This is a genomic window from Solwaraspora sp. WMMD792, assembly GCF_029626105.1.
Taxonomy (GTDB): domain Bacteria; phylum Actinomycetota; class Actinomycetes; order Mycobacteriales; family Micromonosporaceae; genus Micromonospora_E.
Genome location: NZ_JARUBH010000009.1, coordinates 6,847,782 through 6,872,765 on the forward strand (window position 1 = coordinate 6,847,782; position 24,984 = coordinate 6,872,765).

Below are 24,984 nucleotides of genomic sequence, written 5' to 3' on the forward strand. Positions count from 1 at the left end.
GCTGGCCTACCATCGTGGCACGCGGATCGCCGTCAGCCGCTGTAGGGCGGTGCGGCGTCCGGAATGTCGTGACCCGTGCGGGGATGTCATGGCCGTGCCGGTGGCGCTGCCACCGGCCCGGCCGGTGGCGGTCCCCCACCGCTGGAACCGGGATGGAATATTGGTCACATGAGAGCCCGCGTGCTGGTTGTCGATGACGATCCCGCCCTGGCGGAGATGATGGGTATCGTGCTGCGCAGCGAGGGCTTCCTGCCGTCGTTCGTTGCCGACGGTGAGCGGGCGCTCGCCGCGTTCCGGGACAACCGGCCGGACATCGTGCTGCTCGACCTGATGCTGCCCGGGATGAGCGGGATCGACGTCTGCCGGGCGATCCGCTCCGAATCGGGCATCCCGATCGTCATGCTCACCGCCAAGAGCGACACCGTCGACGTCGTGCTCGGCCTGGAGTCCGGCGCCGACGACTACGTGGTGAAGCCGTTCAAGCCCAAGGAGCTGGTCGCCCGGATGCGGGCCCGGCTGCGCCGGGGCGAGGACGTCGCGCCCGAACTGCTCACCATCGGGCCACCGGGGAACCAGATCACCATCGACGTGCCGGCGCACACCGTCAGCCGCGACGGTGAGGAGGTGAAGCTGACTCCGTTGGAGTTCGACCTGCTGGTCGCGCTGGCCCGCAAGCCGCGCCAGGTGTTCACCCGTGAGGTGCTGCTGGAGCAGGTCTGGGGTTACCGGCACGCGGCCGACACCCGGCTGGTGAACGTGCACGTGCAGCGGTTGCGCGCCAAGATCGAGCCGGATCCGGAGCGACCCGAAATCATCCTCACCGTTCGGGGCGTGGGCTACAAGGCGGGCACCGGCTAGCCTGGTCGGTACTGTGGCTGGCCGATCCCGCACCGTGTCCGACCTGCTCTCCCGTGTCAGTGGCGCACTGCGCCCGGCGCGGGAGCTGCTGCTGGCCCGGACCCGGCCGGTGACCAGCGGCGCCCAGCGGATGTGGCGCAGGTCCCTGCAGCTGCGGGTGGTGACCATCACCCTGGTCGCGTCCGGCCTGCTGGTCGGCGGGTTCGCGTACATGGTGGCGTCGCAGAGCACCAACATTCTGCTGGACCGGGCCCGGGAGGACGTGCAGCGGCGGCTCACCCACGGGCGGGACTACGCCGCCGAGCAGATGAGCGTGCATCCGCAGTACTTCGACCCGCAGGTCCGGGTGACCTTCGAGCTGACCGTCAGCACCCTGGCCGGCGGCGACCCCGACCAGGTGGGTGGGGTGGTCGTGGTGATGGCGGCGAGCGGCTACCCACTGATCCAGTCGGCGACCTCGCCGGCGGTGGACGCGTCCGGCATGATCAGCGACGAGTTGGCCCGGCACGTCGGCTCCGGTGCCCAGGCGCACCAGATCCGCACCGGTGACCTCGGCGAGGGGCGGCTCAAGTATCTGGTCTACGGCTCCCCGGTGCCGACCAAGTTCGGTCAGGTCGAGCTCTACTACCTGGTGCCGCTGACCACCCAGGATCAGGCCGCCAATCAGATCCGGGCGACCGTGCTCATCACCGGACTGGCCCTGGTGATGCTGCTCGGCCTGCTGGCCGCGCTGGTCACCAGGCTGGTCGTCACGCCGGTACGGGTGGCCGCGCGCACCGCGCAGCGACTCTCCGCCGGGCTGCTCGACCAACGGATGGTGGTCGACGGCGAGGACGACCTGGCCATGCTGGCCGCCTCGTTCAACCAGATGGCGACGAACCTGCAGCGGCAGATCACCCGGCTGGAGGAGATGTCCCGGCTACAGCGTCGGTTCACCTCCGACGTGTCGCACGAGCTGCGCACCCCGCTGACCACCGTACGGATGGCCGCCGATCTGCTCTTCGCCGAGCGGGACGGCTTCGACCCGGCGGCGGCCCGCAGCGCCGAACTGCTGCAGACCGAGCTGGACCGGTTCGAGAGCCTGCTCACCGACCTGCTGGAGATCAGCCGGTTCGACGCCGGGTTCGCGGTGCTGGACTCCGAGCCGACCGACCTGGTGCCGGTGGTCCGCCGGGTCGCCGACCGGCTCGACGGGCTGGCCGCGCGGCTCGGCGTGCGGATCGAGCTGCGACTGCCCGCGACGCCGGTGATCGCCGAGGTGGATCCCCGTCGGGTCGAACGGGTGCTGCGCAACCTGGTCGGCAACGCCGTCGAGCACGGCGAGGGCCGGCCGGTGGTGGTCACTCTCGGCGTCGACGACGCAGCGGTCGCGGTGACCGTACGTGATCATGGGGTCGGCCTGCGGGCCGGGGAGGACAAGCTGGTGTTCAACCGCTTCTGGCGGGCGGATCCGTCCCGTGCCCGGCAGACCGGTGGGACCGGTCTCGGCCTGTCGATCAGCGTGGAGGACGCCCGGCTGCACGGCGGCTGGCTGGAAGCGTGGGGCGCGCCCGGTGAGGGTGCCCAGTTCCGGCTCACCCTGCCGGCCCGGGCCGGTGACCGGCTCACCTCGTCACCGCTGCGGCTGGTACCGGAGGACCGCCGGCCGCCGTCCGGCGGGTCGGACAGCGGGTCTGCCGGCGGGTCGGACGGTGCCGATCCGGACGAGCCGTGGCGGGCGCCGACACAGCCCGCCCCCTCGGCCGCCGAACCGGTCGGCACGATGGTGGTCCTCCCGGAGCAGAGCACCGGCTCCGGCGGCCGGGCCAGTGGCGGCGTGGCCGCGACCGGAGCGGCACCGTGACCCGCCGGTGGCGTCGACTGGCGCTGTTGTCGGTGCTCGCCGGGGTGCTGGCCGCCGGGTGCGGCATTCCGGAGAACACCGACGTGCGGGTCGACGGGCAGGGTCCGGCACCCGGCCTGCCGACCGGGGGCGGCGGGGCCCAGACGCCGGCGTCGCGGCTCGACGAACGCAACAACACCGAGGCGTTCGTCGTCAACTTCCTGCAGGCCGCCGCCGTGGAGGCGGAACGGGCAGTGGAACAGGTACGCGAGTACGTCGCGCCGCAGGACCGCGCGGACATCCGCGATCCCAATCCCGAGGTCGCGCTGACCGTGGTTCGACTGCGGGAACGTCCGCAGATCACCCGGGCCGAGGCCGGGGTGGAGGAGGTGGCGCTCGACGTCCAGCAGCTCGGCCTGCTGCGGCCGAACGGCGCGTTGGAGCCGCTGCCCGCCCAGGAGCCGGAGTTCACCGAGTACACCTTCCAGGTCGGGTCGGTGGCCGGTGAGACGGGCAAGTTCGTCCTCAACCCGCCGGCGGCGCTGCTGCTCAGCGTGGACGCGTTGAACACGTTCTACCTGCAGCGCACCATCTACTTCTGGGACACCAGCCAACGGGCGCTGGTGCCGGATCTGCGCTACCTGCCGGTGGCGGTGCCGTTGGAGCGCCAGCGCACCGTCCTGCTGGAAATGCTGATCAGCGGACCGTCGAACTGGCTCGCCTCGGCGGTGCAGGCGCTGCCGAGCGGCATCCGCTCGGGTGGCAACGTGCCCGACACCGGGGACCGGCTGAAGGTCACGTTGATCGCCGACGCGACCCCGTTCGCCGACGAACGCGAACTCGACCGATTGGCCGCCCAGCTGATGTGGTCGCTGTGGCCGGAGTTCGACAACGACCTGGAGTTGACCATCCAGGGGCAGACTCCGAAGGTGTACCCGGGCGCCGACCTGCTGGCGATGAACGGCACCCAGGCGCTGCCCGAGACGCCCGAACGGTTCACCGTCTACCAGGGCCGGGTACACCGGTTGCGAAGCTCGGCGCGCTCCGGCGAGCCGATCCCGGTGCTCACCGAGGAGGTCAACCAGAACGTGGTCACCGCCGGCTTCACCCAGGCCGGTGGTGGCACGTACGCGGCCCTCGCGGTGGCCGACGGCGGCGCCCAGCGGCTGATCGTCGGCGCGGCGACCGGGGCGGGCACCAGCTTCGACGCCAGCACCCGGACCTTCGACGACATCGGCCGGCCGGTCTGGCTCAAGGCACCAGGTGACGTGGGACTCGTCGTCGCGGACGGTGGACTGTATTCGTTCCGGGTCGGCAGCGGCGCGGTCGAGCAGGTCACACTGCCCGGGGTGACGGGCGAGGTGCAGTCGGTCGGGGCGGCCCCGGACGGGCACCGGATCGCGCTGGTGGTCGACGGCCGGCTGTACGTGGCCGCGCTGAACCGGGGCGGCAAGGTCGAGGTGCTGCCACCCCGTCGGGTGCCGACCTCGCTGTCCGACCTCACCCAGGTCGACTGGGTGGCCGAGACGCTGCTGGTGGCGGCCGGCACGAACCCTGACGGGCGGGTCAGCCTGTACGACGTGACGGTGGACGGCGCGATCGAGACCAGTTCGCTGCGGGACCTCGGCGGGGCGAGCGTGACCCATCTGGCCGGCTATCCGGCCAACCCGGTCGGCGGCGGCACGGTCGGTGCCCGGATGTACGTCGCCAACGGCGTGCCGTACGACCTGTTCGAGCCGAGTGAGCAGATCCGGCCGGAGGAGATCGAAGGGGTGGAGCCGGGCGAGACCGAGGAGCCGGAGAACCCGGTCACCAATCCGACCGCCCCGTTCTTCCTGTACTGACCTGCGGCGGTGGTGGGCGACGTCTGGTCGGCGCTGGCCGACCTGGTGCTGCCGGTGGAGTGCGCCGGTTGCCGCCGCACCGGCGGCCGGTTGCGGTTCGGCGTGTGTGGCCGGTGCGCCGACGAGGTGCAGCGGCTGCGCCCCCGGCCGGTACGCCCCGAGCCGGCCCCGCCCGACCTGCCGCCCTGCGTGGCGTTGGGCGAGTACGCGGGGGTGCTGCGGGAGCTGCTGCTGGCGTACAAGGAGCGGGGTCGGCACGGACTGGGCCGGCCACTGGGCCGGCTGCTCGGCGACGCGGTCGCCGCTGCGGTCGGCACCAGTGCGGACCGGCCGGTGCTGCTGGTCCCGGTGCCGAGCACCGCTGCGGCGGCGCGGGCCCGGCACGGTGATCATCTCGCCCGGCTGACCCGGTACGCGGCGGCCCGGTTGCGGGTCGACGGCCGGCGGGTCGCGGTGGCGCGGCCGCTGCGGGCCCGGACCCGCCCGGACTCGGCCGGGTTGGACAGCGCGGCGCGACTGGCGTCCGCCCGGACGGCGTTTCGGCCCCGGCGGGTCGGACTTGACATATCGCTGCGGGCGGATCCGCGACTGCGGGTGATCGTGGTGGACGACATCGTCACCACTGGCGCGACGCTGGCCGCTGTGCACCGGCTGCTTGTCGCGCAGGGACTGCCGGCGTACGCCGCCGTGGTACTCGCAGCGACGCGACGCCGTCACCTGCGGTAGTCAGTGTCTAGTGTCCTTTGTCGGGGTTTGTTCATGATCTGGGAATCTTCGCGCACCGGTCTCTGCCGAACTGATGACGCGCCGCCGTCGGCGGGTTAGCGTAGGCGCATCAGGGGTATGGCCGGTGGTTGAACAACCACCTGAGGTGTCCCGGAGGGAGGTGTATTCCGCTACCCGGCCGGTTGACGCCGACCACTCTTGGTCCGCTGACCGGTCCCACATTCTTTCGCAGCGACACCGATCGTTGAGATCGTTCCAGGGAGGTCACGCGTGGACATCGTGGTGAAAGGCCGTAACGTAGAGGTCCCCGACCACTACCGAGCCCATGTAGCCGAGAAGTTGGCCAAGGTCGAACGGTACGACCACAAGCTGATGCGCGTCGACGTCGAGTTGTTTCACGAGCGCAATCCCCGTCAGTCGGACCACTGCCAGCGGGTCGAACTCACCTGTGTCTCGCGCGGGCCGGTGATCCGGGCGGAAGCGTGCGCCAAGGATTTCTACAGCGCCCTCGACGCCGCCATCAGCAAGCTGGACACCCGGCTGCGCCGCGCCGCCGACCGGCGCCGGGTGCACCGCGGCCGGCACGCGCCGGTCTCGGTGGCCGAGGCGACCTCCGGGCTGCCGACCGCCGGGCTGAACGGGTTCGCCCCGTTGCCGCCGTCCCAGCCGACCGAGGAGCCGGCGACATCGGTCGCGGTGCTCGACCGCACCGCGCAGGATTTCACCGACGATGGGTACGAAGACGTTGCCGACGAGTACGACGACCAGCCCTGGCACATCGTCCGGGAGAAGGAACACCCGGGCAATCCGATGACGGTCGACGACGCGTTGTTCCAGATGGAACTGGTCGGGCACGACTTCTATCTGTTCCTGGACAAGGAGTCCGGCCGGCCGAGCGTGGTCTACCGCCGCAAAGGCTACGACTACGGTGTCATCGCGCTGGCTGAACCGACCGTCACCGCCTGATCGACCACCATTTCGACAATTCGTGGTCGACCGGTCGGATACCGCCGGCCATCGCCGCCAAACGGGCGGCCGTCGACGGTATCCGACCGGCCGGCGCGGCTCACGCTTTGTCGAGGTCGGCCGGTAGCAGCGAGTACTGGACACTGTCGTGGCGGCTGGCGTCCGCGCCGGGCAACTGGGCCCGGATCCGCCCTTCGCGCTGAAAGCCGGCCCGCTCCAGCACCCGCTGGGACGCGACGTTGCTGGGCAGCGCACCGGCGGCCAACCGGGCGACGGCCGTGTTGGCGAAGATCCACCGGGCGAGCAGCCGTACCGCCCGAGCGGTGTAGCCGCGCCCGCGCCACTGCGGCAGCAGCGAATAGCCGATCATCGCCTCGCCGAGTTCCGGACTCAGATAGCTGAGCCCGATCCGCCCGGCCGGCGTACCGCTGGCCGCGTCGCAGACGACCACGTCGATCCGCTGGCCGGCCAGCCACCTGCCCGGTGCCTTGGCGCACTGCGCCTCGATCAGGGCGCGGGTCGGCACCACCGGTGGGACCGAGGTCGCGGCGACGTCGGGCAGCGACTCCAGGTAGTACGCGAAGTCGGCGTCGGCCGGGCCGAGCGGGCGCAGCCGGACCACCCCGTCGGTCAACCCGTCGCCGGGCAGGTCCGGCAGGGTTCGTGGGGTCGGGCCCGGTGGGTCGCCGGCCAGTCGGGTCCACACCACCAGGTCCTCCCGGTCGGCGGTCGGCAGTCGGCCGGGCTGGCTGGCGGCGCCTCGGCGTACCCCCTCGTAGCTGAAGCCGGCGGCCAGCGCCACCCGCTGGCTGACCGCGTTGGCCGCGTCGGTGAGCAGCTCGACCCGGCCGAACCCGGACCGCACCGCGTGGCCGGTGGCGGCGATGGTGGCCGCGGTGGCCGCTCCTTTGCCCCGGGCCCGGGGCGTGATCCAGTAGCCGACCTCGATCTGGGCCCGCTCGGGTACCGCCCGGCTGAGCCCGACGCAGCCGAGCAGCTCGTCGCTGCCCGGGTCGGCGATCGCCCAGGCCGCGCCGCCGCCGGCCCAGGCGGCGGTGGATCCCTTGGTGATCCAGTGCAGTGCGTCGACGACCGTGTACGGCCGGGGCAGGTCGGGGATGAACCGCTGGGTGATCGGATCGCCGCAGGCCTCGGCGACCGCAGGGGCGTCGTCGGGCAGAAACATCCGAAGCCGGACGCCGCCCTCGGTGAGTTCGACGGGTTCCACCGGCCCATCCTGACGCAGCTTTCGCGCAGGGCATAACGCATATGCCGGGCGCACCCCGTCGACATGGTCCGTTATGTCGGAATATCCGGTGCTGGATGCGGGCTGCGACTGCCGCCGTACCGATTGATGCGCCTACGATGGTGAGGCACACCGTCTAGGGGAGCGTTGATCCGTGTCGATTCTTGAGAAGGTCCTCCGCGCTGGCGAGGGCCGCATGTTGCGTCGGCTCAAGGCGGTCGCCACGGCCGTCAACTCGATCGAGGACGACTACGTCGACCTCACCGACGCGGAGCTGCGGGAGCTGACCGACCAGTACCGCCAGCGGTACGCCGACGGCGAGTCCCTCGACGACCTCCTCCCGGAGGCGTTCGCCACCGCCCGGGAGGCCGCCGCCCGGGTGCTCGGTCAGCGGCACTACGACGTGCAGATCATGGGCGGCGCGGCGCTGCACTTCGGCAACATCGCCGAGATGAAGACCGGTGAGGGTAAGACGCTCACCTCGGTACTGCCGGCGTACCTCAACGCGTTGTCCGGCAAAGGTGTGCACATCGTAACCGTCAACGACTACCTGGCCGAGCGGGATGCCGCCTGGATGGGCCGGGTGCACGAGTTCCTCGGGCTCACCGTCGGCGTGATCCTGCCCAACCGGCCCTCGGCCGACCACCGGGCCGCGTACCAGGCGGACATCACCTACGGCACCAACAACGAGTTCGGCTTCGACTACCTGCGCGACAACATGGCCTGGTCAAAGGACGACCTGGTGCAGCGCGGGCACAACTTCGCCATCGTCGACGAGGTCGACTCGATCCTGATCGACGAGGCGCGGACACCGCTGATCATCTCCGGCCCGGCCGAGCATTCCGCCCGCTGGTACGGCGAGTTCGCCGCCGTGGTCAAGCGGATGCAGGCCGGCAAGGACGGCGAGGGCGACTACGAGATCGACTACGCCAAGCGCACCGTCGCGGTGACCGAGCGGGGCGTCGCCAAGGTCGAGGACCGGCTGGGCATCGACAACCTGTACGAGTCGGTGAACACCCCGTTGGTCGGCTACCTGAACAACGCCATCAAGGCGAAGGAGCTCTACAAGCGGGACAAGGACTACATCGTCAACGACGGCGAGGTCCTGATCGTCGACGAGTTCACCGGCCGAATCCTGCACGGCCGCCGCTACAACGAGGGCATGCACCAGGCGATCGAGGCCAAGGAAGGCGTCGAGATCAAGCAGGAGAACCAGACCCTCGCCACCATCACCCTGCAGAACTACTTCCGGCTCTACGGCAAGCTGGCCGGGATGACCGGTACGGCGCAGACCGAGGCCGGCGAGTTCAACAAGGTCTACGACGTCGGCGTGGTGACCATCCCGACCCACCGGGAAATGGTCCGGATGGACCGGGCGGACGTCATCTACAAGACGGAGAAGGCCAAGTTCAACGCCGCCGTCGAGGACATCGCCGAGCGGCACGCGGTGGGCCAGCCGGTGCTGGTCGGCACGGTGTCGGTGGAGAACTCGGAGATTCTCTCCCAGCTGCTGCGTCGCCGGGGCATCCCGCACGCGGTGCTCAACGCGAAGTTCCACGCCAAGGAAGCCGAGATCATCGCGCAGGCCGGCCGTAAGGGCGCGGTCACCGTGGCGACCAACATGGCCGGCCGGGGCACGGACATCCTGCTCGGCGGCAACCCGGACTACCTCGCCGCGGCCCAGCTGCGCCAGCGCGGGCTCGACCCGGTCGAGCACGCCGAGGAGTACGCCAAAGCGCTGGAAGACATCATGCCGCAGGTCAAGCAGGCCTGCGCCGCCGAGGCCGAGGAGGTCTCCGCGGTCGGCGGTCTCTACGTGCTCGGCACCGAGCGGCACGAGTCCCGCCGGATCGACAACCAGCTGCGCGGTCGCTCCGGCCGGCAGGGCGATCCGGGTGAGTCCCGGTTCTACCTGTCGCTGCAGGACGAGCTGATGCGGCGGTTCCGGGCCGGAGCGGTCGAAGCGGTGATGGAGCGCTTCAACATCCCCGAGGACGTGCCGATCGAGTCCAAGATGGTGACCCGGCAGATCAAGAACGCCCAGGCGCAGATCGAGGGCCAGAACGCCGAGACCCGTAAGAACGTCCTCAAGTACGACGAGGTGCTCAACAAGCAACGCCAGGTGATCTACGCCGAGCGGCTGCGGGTGCTCAACGGCGAGGACCTGCACGACCAGGTCACCAAGATGATCGACGACGTGGTCGGTGCGTACGTCGACGGGGCGACGGTCGAGGGCTACGCCGAGGACTGGGACTTCGACCAGCTCTGGTCCAGCCTCAAGCAGCTCTACCCGGTGGGGATCACCGTCGACGAGCTGATCGAGGAGGCCGGCGGCGAACGCAGCGCGGTGGACGCCGACTTCCTCCGGGCGCAGGTGCTGGAGGATGCCCACGCGGCGTACCAGCGCCGTGAGGAGGAGCTCGGCACCGACGCGTTGCGGCAGCTGGAGCGGATGGTCCTGCTGCAGGTGATCGACCGCAAGTGGCGTGAGCACCTCTACGAGATGGACTACCTCAAGGAGGGCATCAGCCTGCGGGCCTACGCCCAGCGTGACCCGCTGGTCGAGTACCAGCGTGAGGGCTACGCGATGTTCGCCACCATGATGGACGGCATCAAGGAGGAGACGGTCGGCTTCCTGTTCAACGTCGAGGTGCAGGTGCAGCAGCCGGGGGCCCCGGCTGACGGTGCCGGCGCGCCGGCGGGGGAGCGGCCCGGACCCCGGATTCCGGTGCCCGACGGTGGCGCCGGGGTACAGGTGAGTGCCAAGGGCCTCGGCGCGGCACCGCGTCCGCAGGGCCTGCAGTACGTCTCGCCCACCATCGACGGTGCTGCCGGTGCCGACGGCGGGGTGCAGGTGCAGCAGGCACCGGCGTTGGGCGTCGGCGGCCCGCCGGCCGGGCGTGCGGGCCAGGGCGGTCCGGGCCAAGGCCAGCGTCCGGGCCAGGGCGGGCAGGGCCGCCCGCCAGCCGCCAGCCGACCGGCGGCCGGTCCGCCGGTGCCGGCGGCGGCCGGCCGCCGAGCCGCCCCTGGCCAGGCCGTCAGCAGCAACGGGCCGTCACGCAACGCGCCCTGCCCGTGCGGGTCCGGCAAGAAGTACAAGCGCTGCCACGGCGCTCCCGGGGCCTGATCCCGGCTGACCTCCGGCGGCGTGGGCGACCTACCGCTCGCGCCGCCCTCGACCCGGCTGCCCGGTCACACGACGTCGACCGTGGTGCTCAACCAGCCGGTTGGCCGGCGTTCCAGCCGGAAGGCGAGCGCCCAGCTGCGTTCGTCGGTGCCGAGCACCGCGACGGCCTCCGCGACGCCGCTGACCGGCTCGCAGACCCGCAGCTGACGAACCCGGAGCAGCTCGACGGGGCGCCGCCCACTGCGGACGATTGGCGTCGGCTGCGGCGATGCCGGCCCGCGTCGGGCCCGGCCCGGTTCGTCCGGTCTCCGGGCCCGGTCGACGGCGACGGCCAGCTGCGCGCCGACCGCGAGCGCCTGTGCCGGGTCGGCGAGCCGGCGGATGTGGCCGGCCGGGCGGAACCCGTTGATGATCTCCATGCTCGCGGCCAGGAACCGGTGCGCGGCCCGGCGGGCCTCCGGTGACGCGCCGGCGAGCGCGTCCGGCGGCAGCCCTCCGTGGCCACCGGCCGACCCGTTGGCCGGTCGGCCGACGGTGGTCGCGGACCGGTCGGCGACCACCACGCCGGGTGTCGCCCCGGCCAGGTCGAGCGCCAGCTGTACGCCGGGACCGGGACGCAGGTCGAACTGAGCCGGCTCGTCGGTGAACGGCGGGTCCAGCGGCGGGGCGGGTCGCAGTCGGACGGGGGGACGTCGGATCCGGGTCGCGACAGTCATCCGAGCTCCTGTTGATCTTGCGTTTGCCTTCGTTTGCTTTCGGCAGACCAATTTGAAGCCAGCATGACACCGCCCGTCAACGTCTGTCGATGCCGGCGTTCGGACAATCAGTAGTTGCCGGACTACTCCGGCTCGCGCTCGATCAGCGGGTTGCTCTGCACCCACTCCGCCGTCTCGGCGTACTTGCGCTGGATGTACTCCTCCAGCTGGGCGCGTTCCACCCGCCACTGTCCGCGTCCGCCGATCTTGATCGCGGGCAACTCGCCACTGCGAACCATGTGATAGACCTGCGAGTCGGATACGTTGAGTTCGGCGGCGACGTCGGACAACTGCAGGAACCTCGGCTCCACGGTGACTCCCGGCTCGTCTACGTCGGTCGGTTCAGTGTGCCACCGTGGCCCCGCAGGGCCGCCCGGCGGCGTACATTGCATCAGCGACGACATCTGTGGGGGGCGAGCGTGTCCGACAACCTGCTCCGGGTCTACGTCCCGGCCACCCTGCCGGCGCTCGCCGGGCTCCGCGACACCGGCCAACTCGCCGCCGACGTCGCGCACACGGTGACCCCCGCACTTCGGGAGTGGTACGTCGAAGGTGACGAGGAGGAGCTGGAGTACGTCGCGTTCACCCGCGCCGCCCAGGAGTCACTGCGCCACCTGCGCGACGAACCGGCCGCCCCGCGCCGACGGGTGGTGATCGCCGTCGACCTGCCGGCGGACGCGCTGAAACGGTCGGTCGCCGAGCTCGGCTCCAGCACCGTGACGCTGGCCGGCCCGATCGCCTTCGCCTCGGTCGCCGCGGTGCACGTCGACGGCGACGAGGCGGTCGACGACGTATCGGCGGCGGTGGCCGCCGTGTCGCAGGCCGCCGCCGGTGACCCCGACGCCCAGTTCGTCGTGGACGGTGCCGAGGACCACGAACTGGAGTGGTACGACGTGTCCGAGCTGGAGACGCTGCTGTGACCGGGCCGGCCCGCCCGGCTCAGCCCATGTGCGGGTAGCGGTGGTCGACCGGCGGTACGAAGGTCTCCTTGATCGTGCGCGGCGACGTCCAGCGCAGCAGGTTGTGCTTCGACCCGGCCTTGTCGTTGGTGCCGCTGCCCCGGGCGCCGCCGAACGGCTGCTGCCCGACGACCGCCCCGGTCGGCTTGTCGTTGACGTAGAAGTTGCCGGCCGCGTACCGCAGCATGGCGCCGGCCCGGTCGATCACCCGCCGGTCGGTCGCGAAGACTGATCCGGTCAACGCGTACGGAGTGATCTCCTCGGCCTGGGCCACCACGTCCCAGAACTGGTCGTCGTCATAGACCGACACCGCCAGGATCGGGCCGAAGTACTCGGTGCTGAACACCTCGTGCCCGGGATCGGTGCAGGTCAACAGGGTGGGCCGGACGAACCAGCCGACGCTGTCGTCGACCGTGCCACCGGCCAGCACCTGACACGACGGGTCGTTGCGGACCCGGTCCAGCACGGCAGCGTGCCGGGCGAACGCCCGGTCGTCGATCACCGCGCCGCCGAAGTTGGTGAAGTCGGTCACGTCGCCGTAGGGCAGTGACTCGACCGTCGCGACCAGTCGGTCCCGCAGCCCGGCCGTCCACAGCGACTTCGGCAGGTACGCCCGGGACGCCGCCGAGCACTTCTGTCCCTGATACTCGTACGCTCCCCGGACCAGGGCGGTGTGCAGCGCTGCCGGGTCGGCGCTGGGATGCGCCACGATGAAGTCCTTGCCGCCGGTCTCGCCGACCAGCCGGGGGTACGAGCGGTACCGGCCGATATTCTCCCCGACGGTCCGCCACAGCTGCTGGAACACCCGGGTGGAGCCGGTGAAGTGGATGCCGGCCAGGTCCCGGTCGGCCAGCGCCACCTCGGACACCGCCAGCCCGTCCCCGGTGACCAGGTTGATCACCCCCGGCGGCAGCCCGGCGGCCTCGAACAGCCGCATCGTGAAGTGAGCGGCGAACTGCTGCGTCGGGGACGGCTTCCAGACCACCGTGTTGCCCATCAGCGCCGGCGCGGACGGCAGGTTGCCGGCGATCGCGGTGAAGTTGAACGGGGTGATCGCGTAGACGAAGCCCTCCAACGGGCGGTGGTCGAACCGGTTCCACACCCCGGGTGCGGACCGGGGCTGCTCGGCCAGCACCTGATGGCCGAAGTGCACGTTGAACCGCAGGAAGTCGATCAGCTCGCAGGCCGAGTCGATTTCCGCCTGGTAGGCGGTCTTGGACTGACCGAGCATGGTGGCCGCGTTCACCGTGTCCCGCCACGGGCCGGCCAGCAGGTCGGCGGCGCGTAGGAAGACCGCGGCCCGTTCGGCGTACGGCAGGTTGCGCCAGCCCGGCGCGGCCTGCTTCGCCGCTGCCACCGCGGCCTCGGCGTCGGCCGGCTCGGCGTTACCGGTCACCCCGAGGACGTGTCGGCGCCGGTGCGGCATCACCACCTCGATCGGCGCGCCCGCCGCCATCCGCTGCCGGCCGCCGATCGTCATCGGCAGCTCGATCCGGTCGGCCGACAACTCGGTGAGCCGGCGGCTCAGGTCGGCCCGCTCGGCACTGCCCGGCGCGTAGTCGCGAATCGGTTCGTTGCGGGGTTCGGGGGTGGCGGGAACGGCGTCCATCACAGGCTCCTGGCGTGATCTCGACAACGTCGGCGAAAGACGGACCCGTCGGGGCACCCGGTGGGGCGGCCACGGCGACGCGGTCCGGGTCCCATCGTCGCACGCCCGGCTGACCCGCACGCCGATCCGCGTACCCTGGTCGGCACCGGGCGACAGCACGCCGACGACCAGGAGGGCACCAGCGATGACCAGCCAACCCGCAGTCGCCCCCGACGCCGAGGTGGGCCCAGCCGGCTCGGTTGGCGACGCCGAGGTGGGCCCGGACGGCTCGGTCGGCGCGGCAGTCGTTCTCGGCCTGCTCAGCCTCGCCTGGGTGACCCTGCTGATCGTCTCCGTGCTGAGCACCCTGGGGTCGTCCACCGACGGGGTGCTCGCGGTGACCGAGACCGCGTACGGGCTCCCGGCGGTGATCTTCGCGGCGCTGATCGCCGGAGCGGGTGTCGGCCAGGCGGCCCGCCGACTGGCGGACCGGTGGCTGGGCGCGGCAGCGGTGCCGAGACTGCTTGTCGCCCTCGGCTGCGGAGCGTCGACCGGCGTCGGTGCCGCCGCCGCCGTCGTGTTCGGCGACGGTCGGGGCGGGTCGGCCGTCCAGATCCTCGGCTGGGCGCTGTTCGCCGGCGCCACGGTCGGCGGGGCGTTGACGGGTCTGCACCGCCGGGCCGGCCTGCTGACGGCGGCGGCCGCCGCCGGCGCGCTGGCGGTCGCCGGCACGACGACCGCCCGGGAACTTGCCAAGGGGCCGTTGCTGGAGCTGTTCGGAGCCGCCGACACCGCCGGATCCGTGCTGGCCGCGCAGTCCCGACTGGTCTGGGTCACCGCCCTGCTGGCCGGCGCCTTCGCCGGGCTGGTGACCTTCGGCTACCTGCACCGGGCGGTACGCCGGTCCGGCCGGCCGCTGCCCTGGCCGGGATACCTGGTCGCCGGGGCCGGTCCCGGCTTGCTGTTGGTGATCGCCGAGGTGGTCACCCGGGTCGGCGGTGCCCAGTTGCTCGATCTGGCCCGGTCGTTCAGCGAAAGCGACCAGGCCTTCCAGACCATGGCCGACGGAGCCCGGATCAACTCGGCGCTGATCGTCCTGTTCACTGCGGCGTTCACCGCGTTGATCTGCCTCGGCCGGACGTTGCCCGGTCAGCCGGATCCGGAGCCGACTGCGGATGCCGCGCCGACTGAGGATCCCGAACCTGCTGTCGGCTCCAAGCCGGCGGTGGGCTCGGCCGGCACCCGCTGACGTCCACGGTCGGACAACTTCCCGTCACAGTGACGCGGATCCCTCCCAGGTTCGTGCCAAGCGTCGGTTTGGTGACCGTCGTGCCTCGGCCGCACACCTACCGTCGACGGAGTGGACGGGCAGTACGGCACGCGACAGGCGCTCGACGGGCGGTACCGGCTGGGGGCGCAGTTCTCCCGTGGGGCGGTCGGCGCGGTGCACCACGGGCACGATCTGCAGGACGACGTGCCGGTGGCGGTGAAGGTGCTCCGGTCGGACGCCGCCGAGTATCCCGATCTGGTGGAGGGCTTCCACACCGAGGCCGCTCTGCTGTCCCGGCTGGACCATCCGAACGTGATCCGGCTCCGGGCCCGGACCGCCGTGGGCGACCTGCCCGCCCTGGTTCTGGACCTGGTCGACGGCGACGACCTGCGCCACCGGATCCGCCGGGACGGTCCGCTGCCCCCGGCTGCCGCGGTCGCCGTCGCCGCGCAGGTCGCCACTGCTCTGTCGTACCTGCACGAACGGGACATCGCGCACGGCGATGTCAAACCGGCGAACCTGCTGGCGCCGGCGGACGGCGGCCGGGTGCGGCTGATCGACTTTGGTGCCGCCCGGACCGGGCACGCGTCGGCGCCGGACCGGGCCACCCTGGCCACCCCCGAGTACGCCGCGCCGGAGATCGCCAGTGGCGGTCTGCCGACCTGGTCGTCGGACGTCTACGCGCTGGGCATCGTGCTGTTCGAGTTGCTGTGCGGCCGTACGCCGTACCGTGGCGGGAGCGCCGACGAGGTCCTCGCCCGGCACCGGCGGTGTGTGCCCGTACCACCGCCCGGGCTGCCACCGGCGGTGTGGCCGGTGATCGAGCAGTGTCTGGCGGCACGGCCGGCCGACCGGCCGACCGCCCGGTCGCTCGTCCCCCGGCTGCGTGGTCTGGAGCCGGCACTCGACGGCTGGCCGGCGTTGCCGGCGTTGCCGGCGGATGCGGTCACCTGGTGGCCCCGGGACGTTCCGGCCACGTCCGCGGCTCCGGGGGGAGCGCGGCCACGACGCCGGGCGCTGCAGTTCGGCGGGTTGGCCGGAGCGGGGCTCGCGTTGTCGGCGTTGGTAACGGGTCTCACCCTGGCGGCCGGACAGGGGGCCGGCTCGCCGCCGGGTCGGCTCAGTGGCCCGATCGGCCCGGCCGACGCGTCGGTGCCGTCGGCACCGCCGGCTGCGAAGTCATCGCCGAGGTCGGTTTCCCCGGGAAATCAGCAGGGCGGGACGCCGTCGTCGGGGAGTTCGGTTGGTCCCACCGGCCAGGTAGGTTCGAGCGGGACGGCTGGGTCTGGTGTGGCCATCGGGACGCCGCAACCGTCCGATCCGGGACAGCTACCAGGCTCTCCGGAGGATATGCCCGGTGAGCTGGGGCTCCGGATCGGGGATCCGGTGCCACAGTGGCCGATGTCCGGGGTGGCCGGACCGGACACTCCGAACTAGTCAGACGAAGTAGACTTCATGCTTCAAACTTCACTAATGGTTCCGGCACCTGGGCATGTTGCTGCTGGTAACATATTCTTTGTCCGTTTTGCTGCCTGATGGTAAATATTGATCTTCCTTACCGGACCGTCGTCCACAGACAGTGCACTTTAGAACACGGTTGGTCGCGGATCGCGCCAAATCCTGGACGTAGAGGCGACAAAGTGGCAGCGTAGAGGGCATGGCGGATGTTCGAATCAATCCCACGGCGGCAGCCCTTCTCGGCCTGCTCCATGAAGGACCCATGACAGGCGGGCAGCTGATGGCTGAAGCTGACCGTCGACTCGGCGCTTACTGGTCGATGACCAGGAGTCAGGTGTACCGGGAGCTACCGGTGCTCGCCGAGCAGGGCCTGGTCCGGCTCGGCAAGCCCGGGCCGCGGTCCAGCCAGCCGTACGCGATCACCGCGGCCGGCAAGCGCGCGTTCCTCAAGTGGTTGGCCGACGCCCCGGGTCGCGACTCGGTACGTAACCCGATCGCGTTGCGGGTGGCGTTCGGCGAGCACCACACGGCCGACCAGTTGAAGACGGTCTACGCGGACGCGAGCGAGCACCACACCGAGGCGCTGGCCGCGGCCCGCGAGCAGGCACGCGAGGCGAAGAAGAACGGCGACACCTTCGGGGCCGCCGCGCTCGAGTTCGCCGTCGCCTACCACAAGGCCGCACTCTCCTGGCTGAAGACCGCACCGGTGGGCTGACCACCGGCGCCGGTCGTCGGTGGTCACGACGTATTGTTGTCGGTTGTGACCACTGCCGACTATGCCGACCAGCTAAAAGATCTTGACGCCACGCTTCGCCGGATCGAGGCGGTCATCGACATTGATCGACTGCGCCGCGACCGGGCGGAGCTGGAGGAGGCTGCCTCTGCCCCCGACCTCTGGAACGACCAGGCGAGGGCACAGCAGGTCACCTCCCGGCTGTCGTACGCGAACGCGGAGATCGCCAAGCTGGAGTCGTTGCGCACCCGGCTGGACGACGCGGCCTTGCTGCTGGAGATGGCGCAGGCGGAGGAGGACGCCGGCACGGTCGCCGAAGTCGGTACCGAGCTGGCCGGGTTGCACAAGGCGATCGAGGAGTTGGAGGTGCGCACGCTGCTCTCCGGGGAGTACGACTCCCGGGAGGCGCTTGTGGCGATCCGGGCTGGAGCCGGCGGCGTCGACGCCGCCGACTTCGCCGAGATGCTGCTGCGCATGTACCTGCGGTGGGCGGAGCGGCACGGCTACCCCACCGAGGTCTACGAGACGTCGTACGCGGAGGAGGCCGGTCTCAAGTCGGCCACCTTCACGGTCAAGGCGCCGTACGCGTTCGGCACCCTCAGCGTCGAGTCCGGAACGCACCGTTTGGTGCGAATCAGCCCGTTCGACAACCAGGGCCGGCGGCAGACCAGCTTCGCCGGCGTCGAGGTGCTGCCGGTGGTCGAGCAGACCGATCACATCGACATCCCGGAGAACGAGATCCGGGTGGACGTCTACCGGTCGTCGGGGCCGGGCGGGCAGAGCGTGAACACCACCGACTCGGCCGTGCGGCTCACCCATGTCCCCACCGGCATCGTGGTCACCTGCCAGAACGAGAAGTCCCAGCTGCAGAACAAGGCGGCCGCGCTGCGCGTGCTGCAGGCCCGGTTGCTGGAGCGCAAGCGGCAGGAGGAGCAGGCCAAGATGGCCGGGCTCAAGACCGACGCCGCCGGCTCGTGGGGCGACCAGATGCGGTCGTACGTGCTGCACCCGTACCAGATGGTGAAGGATCTGCGGACCGAGCAGGAGACCGGCAACCCCACCGCGGTGCTCGACGGCGACCTGGACGCCTTCATCGAGGCTGGCATCCGCTGGCGCAAGCAACAGGAACTCGCCGAGGACTGATACCGGTAGCAGTTGCCTAACTACTATTCGTATTCAAGTCTCATGTACGGCCTGTGACTGAGCCCATCATTTCGGGTGGTGTCGGTTCGGTCCGGACGGCTGATTTCCTGGGTTTCGCGGGGATTTGCTGGTACGAAACCTCGCGCATTACCGACATAGGAGACATCCGCCATCAGGCTGGACTTGGCGTAGCCGTTACACCGCGTAGACTCACCACCCGTGATTGCGCTCGAGCAAGTGACGAAGACGTACCCGAAGGCGTCCCGGCCCTCGCTGGACAACGTGTCGGTCGCGATCGAGAAGGGCGAGTTCGTCTTCTTCATCGGTCCGTCCGGCTCCGGCAAGTCCACGATCATCAAGCTGCTGCTGCACGAGGTGACCCCCAACAAGGGCAAGGTCATCGTCAACAGCAAGGACGTCACGACCATGCGCTCCTGGAAGATCCCCAACTTCCGGCGCTCCATCGGCTGCGTGTTCCAGGACTTCCGGCTGCTGCCCAACCGCACCGCGTACGAGAACGTCGCCTTCGCCCTCGAGGTGATCGGCAAGACCAAGGCGGTCGCCCGGCGCGTCGTCCCGGAGGTGCTGGAACTGGTCGGTCTGGGCGGCAAGGAGCACCGCTACCCGCACGAACTCTCCGGTGGCGAGCAGCAGCGCGTCGCGGTGGCCCGGGCGTTCGTCAACCGGCCGCTGGTGCTGCTCGCCGACGAGCCGACCGGAAACCTCGACCCGGACACCTCGATCGAGATCATGCGGCTGCTGGACCGGATCAACCGCACCGGCACCACGGTCGTGATGGTCACCCACGACTCGAACATCGTCAACCAGATGCGGCGGCGGGTCATCGAGATCGAGGCCGGCCGGATCGTCCGCGACCAGGCTCGCGGCGTCTACGGCTAACCAGCCACCACGGCTCCACCGGGGCCTGTGTCGGCCGGCACCGGCACGTGGCGGCCTAGTACCACCATCCAGCGGCAGATCCGGAAGAGGAACCCGATGCGCGCGAAATACGTCCTGTCCGAGGTGATGGTCGGGCTGTGGCGCAACGTGACGATGACCGTCGCCATGATCATCACCATGGCGGTGTCGCTCACCATGCTGGGCGCGAGTGGCCTGATGTACCTGCAGGTCAACTCGATGAAGGACTTCTACTACGATCAGATCGAGGTCTCGATCTTCCTGGTGTCCGACGTCTCCGACGAGCAACGCGACAGCCTGCAGAGCTCGCTCGACGCCGACCCGTTGATCTCTAACGTCACGTACGAGTCCAAGGAGGAGGCGTACAACCGCTTCCAGACGCTCTACGCCGACGCTCCGGACCTGGTCAACGCGGTCGAGCCGGACCAACTGCCCGAATCGTTCCGGATCAAGCTGGTCGATCCGGAGGAATACCAGGCGATCTTCGACAAGTACAACGGCACCGAGGGCATCGACGAGATCGTCGACCAGCGACGGCTGCTCGACAAGATCTTCAACATCCTCGGCTCGGTGCAGAGCATGGCGCTGATCGCCGCATCGATCATGGCGGTGGCGGCATTGCTGCTGGTCGGCAACACGATCCAGGTCGCGGCGTACAGCAAGCGGCGGGAGGTCGCCGTGATGCGGCTGGTCGGCGCCTCCAACTGGTTCATCCAGGCCCCGTTCGTACTCGAAGCCGTCGTCGCCGGCCTGTTCGGCTCGCTGCTGGGCTTCGGCGCCCTGGTGCTGGGCAAGATGTTCCTGCTCGACGGCTCGCTGCGCGACCTCACCGAACTGCTGACCCCGATCGAGTGGAGCAGCGTACTGCTGATGTTCCCGGTGATGGCCGGCGTCGGGGGCCTGGTCAGCGCGATCACCGCCTGGGTGACGCTGCGCTTCTACCTGCGGGTCTGACGCTCAACCCGATCGACTCGATCTGCCGCCAAGCGCCGGCCGGTACCGGGAAAACCGGTACCGGCCGGCGCGTCGTCGCGCGGTACCATGGCGCGGTTGTCCGTCGGCGCCGCGTCTGCACAGCAGCGCCCGGGTCCGGAGAGGAGGCAGCCATGCCACGGGAGAAAGGGCGCAAGGTCGTCGCCTCGAACCGCAAGGCCCGACACGACTACGCCATCACCGACGTGTACGAGGCCGGCATGGCGCTGACCGGCACCGAAGTCAAGTCGCTGCGGTCCGGCCGGGCCTCGCTGGTGGACGCCTTCGCCCAGGAACGGCAGGGCGAGATCTTTCTGTACGGCATGCACATCCCGGAGTACGACCAGGGCACCTGGACCAACCACGAGCCCCGCCGGACCCGCAAGCTGCTGCTGCACCGCACCGAGATCGACCGGCTGCTCGGCAAGCTGCGGGAGGGCGGGTTGACCCTGGTCCCGCTCTCGGTGTACTTCTCCGACGGCTGGGCCAAGGTCGAGCTGGCACTCGCCCGTGGCAAGAAGTCCTACGACAAGCGACAGGACCTGGCCAAGCGGGACGCCGACCGGGAGATCCAGCGGGCAGTGGGCCGGCGCGGCAAGGGGATGGGCTGACCAGCGCGGGGTAGACACGCGGCAGGGGCGAACGTAGAGCGACCTACCGGCAAGCGACATAACCGGACATTCGACGTATAATGCCTTCTTCCTGGCAATGTGCCGATCGTCATCGTTGGCTTCTGGCCGTAACCGGGATGAAGCCCGGGGCCGGAGGCGTTAGGATCGGTACGGACGCGGACCACCTCTGGGCCGCGCCGCACACCAGGGGGTGACTGGTTTCGACTTCGTACGTTGCGGCAGGGGAAGCGAGCCGAGGAAGCCGACGTCGTCTCGTGAATCGGTCGTCGGAAACCAATAAGCGCCAACTCTAAGCGCGCTGACTTCGCTCTCGCCGCCTGAGGCGAGTAGCAAGTCTGTCGGTCTGGGACTGCCTTCGGCCCAGTAACCGGCATCAGTGAGAGGGCTGGCCTAGCGAACCCGGTCGCGGGGTTCGTGCGGCGAGATCAAACGCGACTGGGCCCGTCACATCGACTCGCTCGCGTGATCGATGGGGCCGAGTAGAGGCACAGCGAGCTGCGCTCGGAGAAGCCCTGGCAAGACGCCGAAGGACCCGGGTTCGATTCCCGGCACCTCCACGGACGACAGCCGGCCCACCGCCACCAGGCGGTGGGCCGGCTGCGTTGTACGGCCGGCTTCACTATATGTAGTCAATCGCCTAGTTGGTCCGGGAACCCGCTGCCAACCTGGTGCGTCTGACCCGACATGCGCCGTTTCACCGCCCTGTTGGGCATACCACTGATCCTGATCGCAGGTTGCGCGCCGACCGACGGGACCGGACCCGGTGGGCCGGGCGGGTCCGCCGACGAACGCTGGGAGACCTTCCAGCAGCGCGCCGACGAGGTCTCCGAGGCGTGGCGCACCGCCAGCGGGCGGCAGGAGTGGCTGGCCGGCTACGCACCCCTGCAGAGCCGCACCGTCCTCCCCGCCGAGCCCGGGTTCACCCCGGAGACCGAGCAGGCGTTCCACGCCGGGTGGTACCGGGCCGAGCTGACCGTGCCGACCGAGACACCCGCCGACGGCACCGTCGATTTCCCCGACGGGACGCTGAGCGTGCCGCTGGTCAGCGCCGCCGACGCGTACGCCGAGCTACGCCAGGGCGATCCGCCGCAGTGCGAGGCGGGCCGGCCCGGCCCCGACCCGACCGGCAGCGCCACCGACCTGGCCGGCAGCGCCACCCCCGGCCCGGACGACAGCGTCACTGACTCCGGTGAGCTCGGCTGCCAGGCGTTGACCGTCACGGCCGCCACGCTCGGCACCGTCGACCTGCTGACCAGCCGGGGCACGGCACAGGTGCCCGCCTGGCTGTTCGACGTCGCCGAACTCGACGGTCCGGTCGCCCGGGTCGCCGTCGACGAATCGGTCGCCGTACCGGCGCCCGAACCGCAGGTGCCGGAGCCGACCGGGATGACCACGTTCGTCACCGCGCAGAATCTCACCGACGTCGACGGGACCGACCTGGCGTACCGGCTCGGCGTCGGCGCCTGCGACAGCGACATCACCCCGTTCGTGCAGGAGTACGCCGACTCTGTGGTGGTCGCCGGCGGCGTGACCCGCACGGCGCAGGAGTGCACCGACCAACTGCTGTTCCACCCGGTCACCGTGACCCTCGACGAGGCGCTCGGCGACCGTACGGTGCTCGACGCGCTCACCGGTCGCCCGCTGCACGTCGTCGCGGTCGGCTGAGCCATGCCGCAGCCGTACGGCCCAGGCCAGGAACCGGACGACATTGCCGTGACCATGTCCCAACTGCTCGACCGGGGCCTGCCCGGGCAACGCCCACCGGCCGGAGCCTGGAACCTCCCCACCGGGGAGGCGGTGATCCTGGCCGGTGACGCGGCGACCGGCAACCGGATCCGGATGTGCCTCGACGTCGCCGGGATCAGCGCCGCCGTGGTGGTGCTGGCAGCGTCAGGGCAGCTCGACGGGCAGGGTGATGCCGTCGAGTGACCGCGGGCACGGGCAGTCCCGATCCATCGGCCAGGTCGCCAGCGCGGCCAGCAGCAGCCCGCGCAGCCGGGCGGTGTTCTCGCCGAACACCCGGAACACCTCTTCCTGGGTGACCGCGTGCCCACCCTCGACACCCGCGTCCAGATCGGTCACCAGGGCGATCGACGTGTAGCACAGCGCCAGCTCCCGGGCGAGGACCGCCTCCGGGTGGCCGGTCATGTTGACCACCGCGCCGCCGATCGCGGTGAACCACCTGGACTCCGCCCGGGTGGAGAACCGCGGCCCCTCGACCACCACCACCGCGCCGCCGTCGCGTGGCTGCAGGCCCTGCTCGGCGCCGACCCGCAGCAGCACCGACCGCCCGGTCGGGCAGTACGGGTCGGCGAAGCTGACGTGCACCGCACCCTGGTCGTAGAAGGTCTGCACCCGTCCGCTGGTCCGGTCGATCAGCTGGTCGGGCACGACGAAGGTGCCCGGGCCGAGCTCCGGGCGCAGCCCGCCGACCGCGCACGGCGCCAGCACCTGGCGTACGCCGAGCGAGCGCAACGCCCACATGTTGGCCCGGTACGGGATGCGGTGCGGCGGATGCCGGTGGTCACGGCCGTGGCGGGGCAGGAACGCGACCCGCCGCCCGCCGACGTCGGCGACGGTGATCGGATCGGACGGTTCACCGTACGGGGTCGGCACCCGGTGCTCCGTCGCGTTGTCCAGCAACGCGTACAGCCCGGATCCGCCGATCACCGCCAGCTCTGCCTGCGCCTGCATCAGGTCCCTCCCGGTTTCGGGCAGGGTGGCCGGAAACGCCCGTGCCACGCCCGCGCGGTTAGACCTTAACCGGGCGCTGTCGAGCAAGCTATGGTGCCAGGCATGGCTTTCACTGCACCCGTGGCGGATCGGCGCCGCGCCGTCCGCGCGGACCGTGGGGGTCGTGACTGCGCCACGCGGGCAGGTACGGGAGGTCGAGGTGCACGGTGAAGGTCAGCGGATCGGGGGACGGTCGATGGCGTCGATGACCGGCCAACTGCTGGTCGCGACGCCCACGCTCAAGGATCCCAACTTCGACCGTACGGTCGTGCTGCTGGTCGCCCACGAGGCCGGGGGAGCGCTCGGGGTGGTGCTGAACCGGGCCACCGAGGTGCCGGTCGCCGAGGTGCTGGGTGGCTGGAGCAGTCTCGCCCGGGAGCCGTCGGTGCTGTTCGAGGGCGGCCCGGTGCAGCCCGAGTCGGCTATCTGTCTGGCCCGTACCCGTACCCAGACCGGCCGGGTGAAGGGTTTCCACCGCATCGCCGGCCCGCTCGGCACCGTCGACCTGTCGACCGACCCGGGGCCGCTCGCCGAGTCGATCTCCGGGATCCGGGTCTTCGCCGGCTACTCGGGCTGGTCGGCCGGGCAGCTGGAGGAGGAGATCAACGCCGGCTCCTGGTTCGTGCTGGAGGGCCTGCCGGACGATCCGTTCATGGCCCGCCCGGACGATCTGTGGCCGATGGTGCTGCGCCGCCAGCGCGGCATGATGGCCGCGGTGGCCCACTTCCCGGCCGACGTCTCGATGAACTGACCGCGCGGGTCGCCGGGCCGCCCCGTACGTCGGTGAATCCGTACGTCGTGAGCCCGACCCCGCGAGATGACCGCGCGGGGCGGCGTGTGTAGTATTGCCGGGTGCCCGGGAGATCCGGGCCGACCGGGGGCCGTGGCGCAGCTGGTAGCGCACCACACTGGCAGTGTGGGGGTCAGGGGTTCGAGTCCCCTCGGCTCCACCCGTAATCGCAGGTCAGCGGCATTTTCAAGCGATACTTGTCGATGCCGCTGGCCTGGGCGTCTCGATCTCACCTCGCGACCTGGGTGAGACACCCCAACACATCGAGTATGTGCTGGCAAGCTCGTTTTCGGCCCATCTGAGTTGGTGTGTCGGTACGCCGCGCCTGTGGTTCGCTGCTGATCGCGCATGACGTGCAGGGGGTCGGCCCGTAGCAGGGGTAGGAGTCGGTTCCCGAGCGCACCACGTCCGCTGTCGCGGTGGTGCCGATGATCGTCGGCCCCG

At 70.6% G+C, this 24,984-nt stretch carries 22 protein-coding genes, 1 tRNA gene and 1 other RNA gene; 19 read left to right on the plus strand and 5 right to left on the minus strand.

What is annotated here, in order from left to right; genetic code table 11:
• The first annotated feature begins 168 nt into the window (after window positions 1-168).
• The 5 genes from mtrA (at window position 169) to raiA (ending at window position 6,216) form a co-directional block, all read left to right on the plus strand.
• The gene (mtrA, locus tag O7629_RS31885; RefSeq protein ID WP_278173971.1) at window positions 169-858 is read left to right on the plus strand and encodes an MtrAB system response regulator MtrA; all 690 of its coding nucleotides are present in this window, start codon (window positions 169-171) and stop codon (window positions 856-858) included.
• Window positions 859-988: 130 nt separating this feature from the next.
• Window positions 989-2,701 carry an MtrAB system histidine kinase MtrB gene (mtrB, locus tag O7629_RS31890; RefSeq protein WP_278174788.1) on the plus strand — a complete coding sequence of 571 codons (1,713 nt, stop codon included), beginning with the start codon at window positions 989-991 and terminating at the stop codon, window positions 2,699-2,701.
• Complete coding sequence (locus tag O7629_RS31895; protein WP_278173973.1) at window positions 2,698-4,524, plus strand: LpqB family beta-propeller domain-containing protein; 1,827 nt, start codon at window positions 2,698-2,700, stop codon at window positions 4,522-4,524. The genes mtrB and O7629_RS31895 overlap by 4 nt, the downstream gene beginning before the upstream one ends.
• Before the next feature lie 9 nt (window positions 4,525-4,533).
• Entirely contained in the window at window positions 4,534-5,250 is a 717-nt protein-coding gene (locus O7629_RS31900) for a ComF family protein (protein ID WP_278173974.1), read from the plus strand.
• Window positions 5,251-5,520: 270 nt separating this feature from the next.
• Window positions 5,521-6,216, plus strand: a complete 696-nt coding sequence (gene raiA, locus O7629_RS31905; protein WP_278173976.1) for a ribosome-associated translation inhibitor RaiA — start codon at window positions 5,521-5,523, stop codon at window positions 6,214-6,216.
• 100 nt (window positions 6,217-6,316) lie between these two features.
• Here the strand turns inward: raiA and O7629_RS31910 are convergent, their stop codons facing one another.
• Complete coding sequence (locus tag O7629_RS31910) at window positions 6,317-7,444, minus strand: GNAT family N-acetyltransferase (RefSeq protein WP_278173978.1); 1,128 nt, start codon at window positions 7,442-7,444, stop codon at window positions 6,317-6,319.
• 172 nt (window positions 7,445-7,616) lie between these two features.
• Between O7629_RS31910 and secA the strand changes: the two genes are divergently transcribed.
• On the plus strand, window positions 7,617-10,589 hold the full coding sequence (gene secA, locus O7629_RS31915) for a preprotein translocase subunit SecA (protein WP_278173980.1): 2,973 nt from the start codon (window positions 7,617-7,619) through the stop codon (window positions 10,587-10,589).
• 65 nt (window positions 10,590-10,654) lie between these two features.
• Here secA and O7629_RS31920 read toward each other — a convergent pair whose 3' ends face one another.
• Window positions 10,655-11,305, minus strand: coding sequence for an Rv3235 family protein (locus O7629_RS31920; protein ID WP_278173982.1), 651 nt, complete (start codon window positions 11,303-11,305; stop codon window positions 10,655-10,657).
• 122 nt (window positions 11,306-11,427) lie between these two features.
• Window positions 11,428-11,655, minus strand: coding sequence for a helix-turn-helix domain-containing protein (locus O7629_RS31925; RefSeq protein ID WP_123603713.1), 228 nt, complete (start codon window positions 11,653-11,655; stop codon window positions 11,428-11,430).
• 108 nt (window positions 11,656-11,763) lie between these two features.
• Here O7629_RS31925 and O7629_RS31930 point away from each other — a divergent pair, with 108 nt between their 5' ends.
• A complete protein-coding gene (locus O7629_RS31930) occupies window positions 11,764-12,264 on the plus strand; it encodes a hypothetical protein (protein WP_278173983.1) in 501 nt (166 codons plus the stop codon).
• A 19-nt stretch (window positions 12,265-12,283) separates the two neighbouring features.
• On the opposite strand, the gene pruA is transcribed toward O7629_RS31930, so the two are convergent.
• A complete protein-coding gene (pruA, locus tag O7629_RS31935; RefSeq protein ID WP_278173984.1) occupies window positions 12,284-13,912 on the minus strand; it encodes an L-glutamate gamma-semialdehyde dehydrogenase in 1,629 nt (542 codons plus the stop codon).
• A 184-nt stretch (window positions 13,913-14,096) separates the two neighbouring features.
• Between pruA and O7629_RS31940 the strand changes: the two genes are divergently transcribed.
• The 10 genes from O7629_RS31940 to O7629_RS31985 all read left to right on the plus strand — a co-directional run bounded on the left by O7629_RS31940 (window position 14,097) and on the right by O7629_RS31985 (window position 22,946).
• Window positions 14,097-15,140 carry a hypothetical protein gene (locus tag O7629_RS31940; RefSeq protein WP_278173985.1) on the plus strand — a complete coding sequence of 348 codons (1,044 nt, stop codon included), beginning with the start codon at window positions 14,097-14,099 and terminating at the stop codon, window positions 15,138-15,140.
• A gap of 111 nt (window positions 15,141-15,251) precedes the next feature.
• On the plus strand, window positions 15,252-16,598 hold the full coding sequence (locus O7629_RS31945) for a serine/threonine-protein kinase (protein ID WP_278173986.1): 1,347 nt from the start codon (window positions 15,252-15,254) through the stop codon (window positions 16,596-16,598).
• A 220-nt stretch (window positions 16,599-16,818) separates the two neighbouring features.
• On the plus strand, window positions 16,819-17,334 hold the full coding sequence (locus tag O7629_RS31950) for a PadR family transcriptional regulator (RefSeq protein ID WP_123603708.1): 516 nt from the start codon (window positions 16,819-16,821) through the stop codon (window positions 17,332-17,334).
• Window positions 17,335-17,379: 45 nt separating this feature from the next.
• Window positions 17,380-18,495, plus strand: coding sequence for a peptide chain release factor 2 (prfB, locus tag O7629_RS31955; RefSeq protein WP_278173988.1), 1,116 nt, complete (start codon window positions 17,380-17,382; stop codon window positions 18,493-18,495).
• A 219-nt stretch (window positions 18,496-18,714) separates the two neighbouring features.
• Window positions 18,715-19,395: a cell division ATP-binding protein FtsE gene (ftsE, locus tag O7629_RS31960; protein ID WP_278173989.1), complete on the plus strand. Its 681-nt coding sequence runs from the start codon at window positions 18,715-18,717 to the stop codon at window positions 19,393-19,395.
• A 96-nt stretch (window positions 19,396-19,491) separates the two neighbouring features.
• Entirely contained in the window at window positions 19,492-20,367 is an 876-nt protein-coding gene (gene ftsX, locus O7629_RS31965; protein WP_278173990.1) for a permease-like cell division protein FtsX, read from the plus strand.
• A gap of 152 nt (window positions 20,368-20,519) precedes the next feature.
• The gene (gene smpB, locus O7629_RS31970; protein WP_123603705.1) at window positions 20,520-20,996 is read left to right on the plus strand and encodes an SsrA-binding protein SmpB; all 477 of its coding nucleotides are present in this window, start codon (window positions 20,520-20,522) and stop codon (window positions 20,994-20,996) included.
• 207 nt (window positions 20,997-21,203) lie between these two features.
• Window positions 21,204-21,577, plus strand: a transfer-messenger RNA (tmRNA) gene (ssrA, locus tag O7629_RS31975).
• A gap of 124 nt (window positions 21,578-21,701) precedes the next feature.
• On the plus strand, window positions 21,702-22,682 hold the full coding sequence (locus O7629_RS31980) for a hypothetical protein (RefSeq protein ID WP_278173991.1): 981 nt from the start codon (window positions 21,702-21,704) through the stop codon (window positions 22,680-22,682).
• Window positions 22,683-22,685: 3 nt separating this feature from the next.
• Window positions 22,686-22,946: a hypothetical protein gene (locus O7629_RS31985; RefSeq protein ID WP_278173992.1), complete on the plus strand. Its 261-nt coding sequence runs from the start codon at window positions 22,686-22,688 to the stop codon at window positions 22,944-22,946.
• Here O7629_RS31985 and O7629_RS31990 read toward each other — a convergent pair.
• Complete coding sequence (locus tag O7629_RS31990) at window positions 22,908-23,711, minus strand: S-methyl-5'-thioadenosine phosphorylase (RefSeq protein ID WP_278173993.1); 804 nt, start codon at window positions 23,709-23,711, stop codon at window positions 22,908-22,910. The genes O7629_RS31985 and O7629_RS31990 overlap by 39 nt on opposite strands.
• Before the next feature lie 199 nt (window positions 23,712-23,910).
• Between O7629_RS31990 and O7629_RS31995 the strand changes: the two genes are divergently transcribed.
• Both O7629_RS31995 and O7629_RS32000 read left to right on the plus strand, forming a co-directional pair.
• Window positions 23,911-24,501 carry a YqgE/AlgH family protein gene (locus O7629_RS31995; protein ID WP_233606431.1) on the plus strand — a complete coding sequence of 197 codons (591 nt, stop codon included), beginning with the start codon at window positions 23,911-23,913 and terminating at the stop codon, window positions 24,499-24,501.
• Between the two features lie 126 nt (window positions 24,502-24,627).
• Window positions 24,628-24,700: transfer RNA gene (locus O7629_RS32000), tRNA-Ala, on the plus strand.
• The last annotated feature ends 284 nt before the right edge of the window (window positions 24,701-24,984 follow it).

Bases quoted from the DNA above. Each gene is read 5' to 3' on its own strand.
- mtrA (WP_278173971.1), top strand. From the start codon at position 169: ATGAGAGCCCGCGTGCTGGTTGTCGATGACGATCCCGCCCTGGCGGAG.
- mtrB (WP_278174788.1), top strand. From the start codon at position 989: ATGTGGCGCAGGTCCCTGCAGCTGCGGGTGGTGACCATCACCCTGGTC.
- O7629_RS31920 (WP_278173982.1), bottom strand. From the start codon at position 11,305: ATGACTGTCGCGACCCGGATCCGACGTCCCCCCGTCCGACTGCGACCC.
- pruA (WP_278173984.1), bottom strand. From the start codon at position 13,912: ATGGACGCCGTTCCCGCCACCCCCGAACCCCGCAACGAACCGATTCGC.
- O7629_RS31940 (WP_278173985.1), top strand. From the start codon at position 14,097: ATGACCAGCCAACCCGCAGTCGCCCCCGACGCCGAGGTGGGCCCAGCC.
- O7629_RS31950 (WP_123603708.1), top strand. From the start codon at position 16,819: ATGGCGGATGTTCGAATCAATCCCACGGCGGCAGCCCTTCTCGGCCTG.
- ftsX (WP_278173990.1), top strand. From the start codon at position 19,492: ATGCGCGCGAAATACGTCCTGTCCGAGGTGATGGTCGGGCTGTGGCGC.
- smpB (WP_123603705.1), top strand. From the start codon at position 20,520: ATGCCACGGGAGAAAGGGCGCAAGGTCGTCGCCTCGAACCGCAAGGCC.
- O7629_RS31980 (WP_278173991.1), top strand. From the start codon at position 21,702: ATGCGCCGTTTCACCGCCCTGTTGGGCATACCACTGATCCTGATCGCA.
- O7629_RS31985 (WP_278173992.1), top strand. From the start codon at position 22,686: ATGCCGCAGCCGTACGGCCCAGGCCAGGAACCGGACGACATTGCCGTG.
- O7629_RS31990 (WP_278173993.1), bottom strand. From the start codon at position 23,711: ATGCAGGCGCAGGCAGAGCTGGCGGTGATCGGCGGATCCGGGCTGTAC.